Origin of the sequence: Escherichia sp. HH091_1A (genome assembly GCF_030295175.1) — a bacterium.
Lineage (GTDB): Bacteria > Pseudomonadota > Gammaproteobacteria > Enterobacterales > Enterobacteriaceae > Escherichia > Escherichia coli_F.
On record NZ_AP025750.1, the window covers coordinates 1 to 5163 of the forward strand.

Below are 5163 nucleotides of genomic sequence, written 5' to 3' on the forward strand. Positions count from 1 at the left end.
ATGAGCGCCGCGCTTCAATACTTCGAAGAAAATTTACCCCACCGTCCCTATCACACGGATGATCTCGCTTTCGGCCTTCGTATCTCCGGCAAAGGGCGCGCGCTTCTTGCACGGTATATCCAGCAGAACCAGCCTCATGCACAGTTCTGGCTGGTTTTTGACGTTGACCGCGAGGGGGCTGCGATTGACTGGAGCGACCGGAACGCTCCCGCGCCGAACATCACCGTTAAAAATCCTGTGAACGGACACGCTCACCTGCTCTACGCACTCAACATCGCCGTGAGAACCGCGCCTGATGCCTCGGTTAAGGCGCTGAAATATGCCGCAGCGGTTGAACGTTCGCTGTGTGAGAAACTTTGTGCGGATGTGAACTACAGCGGCCTGATTTGCAAAAATCCGTTCCACCTGGAATGGCTGGTGATGGAGTGGCGCGAGGAAGCCTATACCCTCGATGAACTGGCTGATTATCTCGATTTGAGCGCCTCAGAGCGTCGTAGCATCGATAAACATTACGGGATGGGGCGAAACTGCCACCTGTTCGAAATGACGCGCAAATGGGCTTACAGGGCGATTCGTCAGGGCTGGCCAGCGTTCTCACAGTGGCTTGAAGCGGTGATCCAGCGTGTCGAAATGTACAATGCATCGCTTCCCGTTCCGCTTTCACTGGCTGAATGTCGGGCTATTGGCAAGAGCATTGCGAAATACACTCACAGGAACTTCACGCCGGAAACTTTCGCACAGTATGTGGCTGATACGCACACGCCAGAAATTCAGGCTGCACGCGGTCGCAAGGGCGGTTCTAAGTCTAAGCGCAGCACAGTAGCTACATCTGCACGCACGCTGAAACCGTGGGAGGCATTAGGGATCAGTCGCGCCTGGTATTACCAACTGAAAAAACGAGGTCTCGTAGAGTAGACCAAATAAGCCTATATCAGATAACAGCGCCTTTCTGGCGTCTTTTTGAGCAGCAGGTTTTTTGCCGTTTTTCCCCGTTCAGCCCTGCAATGGCGCGGCTTTCCGCGTGATTGTGGTGGTAGTGCTCGCCGCAGTCTCATGACCGAGCGTAGCGAGCGAATGAGCGAGGAAGCACCAGGGAATCGGAACACGGATGGAGGCACTTACGCGTCTGGGTTTGGGGATGTCTCCAGATCGTACTTAAGTTCCTTAAGTGCTTGTAATATCCTGTCTTTTTTATAGCATAGCTCGCCTGTTTTTGTGTCTACCAGTCCTGCTTCGATCAGTAGCCCAGCCGCGAGAAAGAGCCGGTGATTGCGTTCCCGTCGTTGTTTTTTTCCCTCGATTCGTTTTTGGACCGCCTGTTTTCGTTCGCTCTCCTGTGCCTGTAAGTCGTTTTTTTCCGCTGTTGCCAGTACGTGGAGAAGTTTGCGTTCCTGTTCTGTGAGTCCGGCTTCGTTGTCGATCAGGTCAATAATCTGTCTCTGTCGTGCGGTCTGTTCTCCGAGCTTCCTGATGAATCCGATCCGTTTCTTCAGCCATTCGATGTTGCTGATGCGCATGTTCGTGATGCTCCCTGGTGTTTTTTTGCGGTGTGTTGTGGTCGTGCAGTATATCGCTTGCGGTCGGCGGGTGCAGGGGGTATCTTCCGTGCTAATTCGTAAAATTAGAAGGAAGCGCACTTATATGTTTCTCTCCTTCGTCGAGAAACAGTGCGCTCCTGCAGAGGGCTGAAACCGTGGCAACCTATCACCTCAGCGTTAAATTTGGTGGCAAGGGGCAGGCTGCAAACCACGCCGATTACATCGAGCGCAAAGAGAAATACCGCGACCGTCAGGATTTGGAATATTCCGCACACGGAAACATGCCGGAATGGGCCAGGGATAATCCTTCCCATTTCTGGCAGGCGGCTGACCAGTTTGAACGTGCGAACGGTTCGACCTATAGGGAACTTGAAATTGCATTACCCCGTGAACTGACACCGGAACAGCGCCTTGAACTGGTGCAGGATTTTGTACGTCAGGAAGCTGGCGAACGGCACGCCTGGAGTTTTGCCATTCACAATCCGAAAGCGAGCATTGACGGCGGCGAACAGCCTCATGCGCATATCATGATGAGTCAGCGTGTGAATGATGGCATTGAACGTACACCGGAACAGTATTTCCGGCGCTATAACGCCAGGTATCCCGAGCGGGGAGGTGCGAAAAAGGATTCCGGAAGCCTGACTCTCACTCAGCAAAAAGAGCAGTTGCGGGAATTGCGAAAACGCTGGGAGGTGAAGCACAACGAACATATGAGAAAGCATGGCTTTGAAAGGGGCTTCATTGACTGCCGGACGCTGAAAGAACAGGGCATTGAACGACGTCCCGAAGTGCATCTGGGTTTTGAAGCTGCCGGACGGCTTGATGATGCCCAGCGTCATGACATCATGCAAAAACGGTCTGAACCGGACTATTCCCGCCATCTTGAACAGGCGCGAACGGTCGGGCATGACATCAGGGAATGGCTGGACACTCCGGTTAAGCAACATGAACTGGTCAGAAGGCTGCAACATGATGTTGCGCGGGAGCATGGCTTTGACATGAGAGACAGAGTGAGCAGACAGAACCGAACTGCACCTGAACGGGTTAAATCACCGTCACGTGGATTTTCTATGGGATTCTGAACATGGCCAGCACAGAAGAAAAATTACTCACGCTCCTGTTATCGGTGGAGCATCTGCAACATACCGCAATGGAGCAACAGAAAGCTGTTGCTGATTCTCTGGCTGTGGCAAGGGAAACTCTTCGCGGATATCGGGATATTTCTGACGGTGTGGCAAAACAGGTCAGGGATGAAGTCAGAAATGAGGTGCAGAAGCTGGACGTGGCAGGACTGATAGGTGAGCGCATCAGCCAGGATTTTCAGCGGCTGGAAGAGTCAGTCGCAAACATGAAGGCAAACGCGGATGCCCTGAACAGGGATATTGCGACAATTCACAGCAATATCGTGCAGGAATACAACACCCTTAAAGGGTATAGCTGGAAATGGCTGGGTGGGGTGTCAGTGGCTTTTCTGGTTATGTTCTGTGTGCTCGGATGGGGAATGAAAACAATACTCGACAGGAACTACAACGCCACAGCGGCGGTGTATCAGAAAGTTGTGACACTGGAAGATAAACTGGTGGAGAAACCTGTCACGGGGAAGAGCCGGAAAAACTGACGCGCTTCGCTTGTCCAACGCCTCACGACCCGCGAAAGGATTTCGCGAACCGTTCACCGTTTTTTTCAATATGATTCTGTCTGCTTTGGTCGATAAAGCAGACGATAGTATTCCAGCCTTCGTATATATAACGGTACGTGCTCATCAGTAAGAGCTGGCGGTATTGTGTTATCAGGGGGAAGTTTTTTCAGATACTCACGAAATGCCTGGCTTGATGCCATAAAATCTACAGTAGCATCGATAATATGTGGGGTGTTTTCACCTAATTTTGCCATGATGATAATCCTTATATTATCACGGTTTGTGAATGATAGGGTGTCACTATTATTTATGCGTTAGTGAACCAGAAAAAATCCCCCGTTGGCATAGGGGGATATGTAAGGAGAAATAACTTCGCAGGTGTTCTTGTTTGTATAACGTGAAAAGACTGCACGCAACTTAATAAGTCTGCCGTACTTACTTTCAGTTTTCAACATAAGGTTTATAACAATGTATGGAATGGAAGTGAGCTTTAAGGTTTCAGCTCTAAAAAATAAAATATTTATTAGTTGGCTGGTTGTTGTTCTTGTTCTGTATGTATATAAACACTATCGACATATTATGACCGGGAACATTCCTTACCCCCTCTGCGCTCGCAGAGGTTTTTTTTGTCATTAATTAATAATGAACTGAAATGCAGTTCCGATACCTCCATTTGCACATTATCCCTGACATATGGTACCGGAACCGCATTAATTTTATGTTATAAGGGTTTATTTTTAATGTCCAGATGGTTTAATAGTATTTATATGTAATTAGCTGTATGGATAGTACTGGTTTTATTGTATAACTTGTCGTTTTTTTTATTGTTTTTGTGTGGTGTGCTAATCTTTAAGTTATAAAAAAACCCCTTGGAATACAGGGGCAAAAGTAAGGAAAACAAATGGATGCTCAGTTTGTGTGACACTTTAAACTAATGGAACTATAGAGTGGAGGTTGTTACAGTCGCTTTTATAAAACAGCAACCAGTTTTTTTCAATAGTCTGATGATGGTTGTGACAGTTTTGTGATATTGTTCAAAATGTTTCTTGTTGAATGTTTGTTTTTTGGTCTATTGGTGTCTGGTTTTATTTTTTCTGCTATTACATATCAAGAAATGTGATTGGTGTAGCAAGAGTGGAATGCGATGTGGATAAACTAATTGGTTGTCGAATCTAATTTACTTAGAAAACTACACTTGTTTTTGTGTATGAATTTAGTGAATTTGTCTGTCTATGTGTTTTCGTGCATTTATAAATCCTTCGTCAGGATCTTAAATTTAGTGTTGAATATGTAGGGCCTGTACGGTAATTATTATTTAGCGTAGCTACTTCATCGTTGTTCGAACACAACCAACAACCTGTAATTGTTGTTTCTCTTGGTTCCCCACTTTTGTGGGGTTTTTTATCTCTTCCGTGCATCGTAAAGCGCGGACTCCTTCTGGAAAGGTTGTTTTAGGGCATCACTGAGGCATTTTTTGCGTTTGTGAATATTGAGCATCCGATAACTAAAATATTTCCCATAGACTCTGATTCTTGCCACCGACCCCAGGTCGGTTTTTTTTGTCCTGGCGAGATGTGAAGTTTGGAAACAGGAAACCCCGTCAGAGCGCCACGCACCAGGGGAGAAAACTTGTCGTTTTGAGCCGTTCGGTGTTCAGAACGCACGAAACCGATCGCACATCGCTTTCGTGCATAGTTATGCAACGCCCTGAAAACGATTCTGACGCGTTTTTCTGGTTTGGCCTGGTGTTTTCTTGTCTTTTTGCGTTTTTTGCGCCAGAAAGCGATTGATGGCGTTTTACATGGTACGTACAACGGGAGTTATGGTAAATGGATCGGATTTGCGGGAAGGCTCGACAGGTTTTGTCGTTGGGGGTAGTGTAAGCGACTGAAAAACAAACGCCCCTGAAATTCGTGTCTATCCGCCAAGACTTTCACGAAAATACAGGGGCGATGTCGGTCGATAACCTGGAAGGAATCGTAACAC

Annotated in this window: 5 protein-coding genes; 3 read left to right on the forward strand and 2 right to left on the reverse strand. The window is 47.5% G+C overall.

Annotated elements, in window-relative coordinates; genetic code table 11:
• Positions 1–915, forward strand: coding sequence for a replication initiation protein (locus QUF14_RS28820; RefSeq protein WP_001271363.1), 915 nt, complete (start codon positions 1–3; stop codon positions 913–915).
• A 203-nt stretch (positions 916–1118) separates the two neighbouring features.
• Here QUF14_RS28820 and QUF14_RS28825 read toward each other — a convergent pair whose 3' ends face one another.
• Complete coding sequence (locus QUF14_RS28825; RefSeq protein WP_001222914.1) at positions 1119–1517, reverse strand: hypothetical protein; 399 nt, start codon at positions 1515–1517, stop codon at positions 1119–1121.
• Positions 1518–1693: 176 nt separating this feature from the next.
• On the opposite strand from QUF14_RS28825, the gene QUF14_RS28830 reads away from it, so the two are divergent.
• Positions 1694–2620: a MobA/MobL family protein gene (locus QUF14_RS28830; protein ID WP_001331297.1), complete on the forward strand. Its 927-nt coding sequence runs from the start codon at positions 1694–1696 to the stop codon at positions 2618–2620.
• Positions 2621–2622: 2 nt separating this feature from the next.
• Positions 2623–3156 carry a hypothetical protein gene (locus QUF14_RS28835; protein WP_000168770.1) on the forward strand — a complete coding sequence of 178 codons (534 nt, stop codon included), beginning with the start codon at positions 2623–2625 and terminating at the stop codon, positions 3154–3156.
• A 65-nt stretch (positions 3157–3221) separates the two neighbouring features.
• On the opposite strand, the gene QUF14_RS28840 is transcribed toward QUF14_RS28835, so the two are convergent.
• Entirely contained in the window at positions 3222–3431 is a 210-nt protein-coding gene (locus QUF14_RS28840) for a hypothetical protein (protein ID WP_001096196.1), read from the reverse strand.
• Between the last annotated feature and the right edge of the window lie 1732 nt (positions 3432–5163).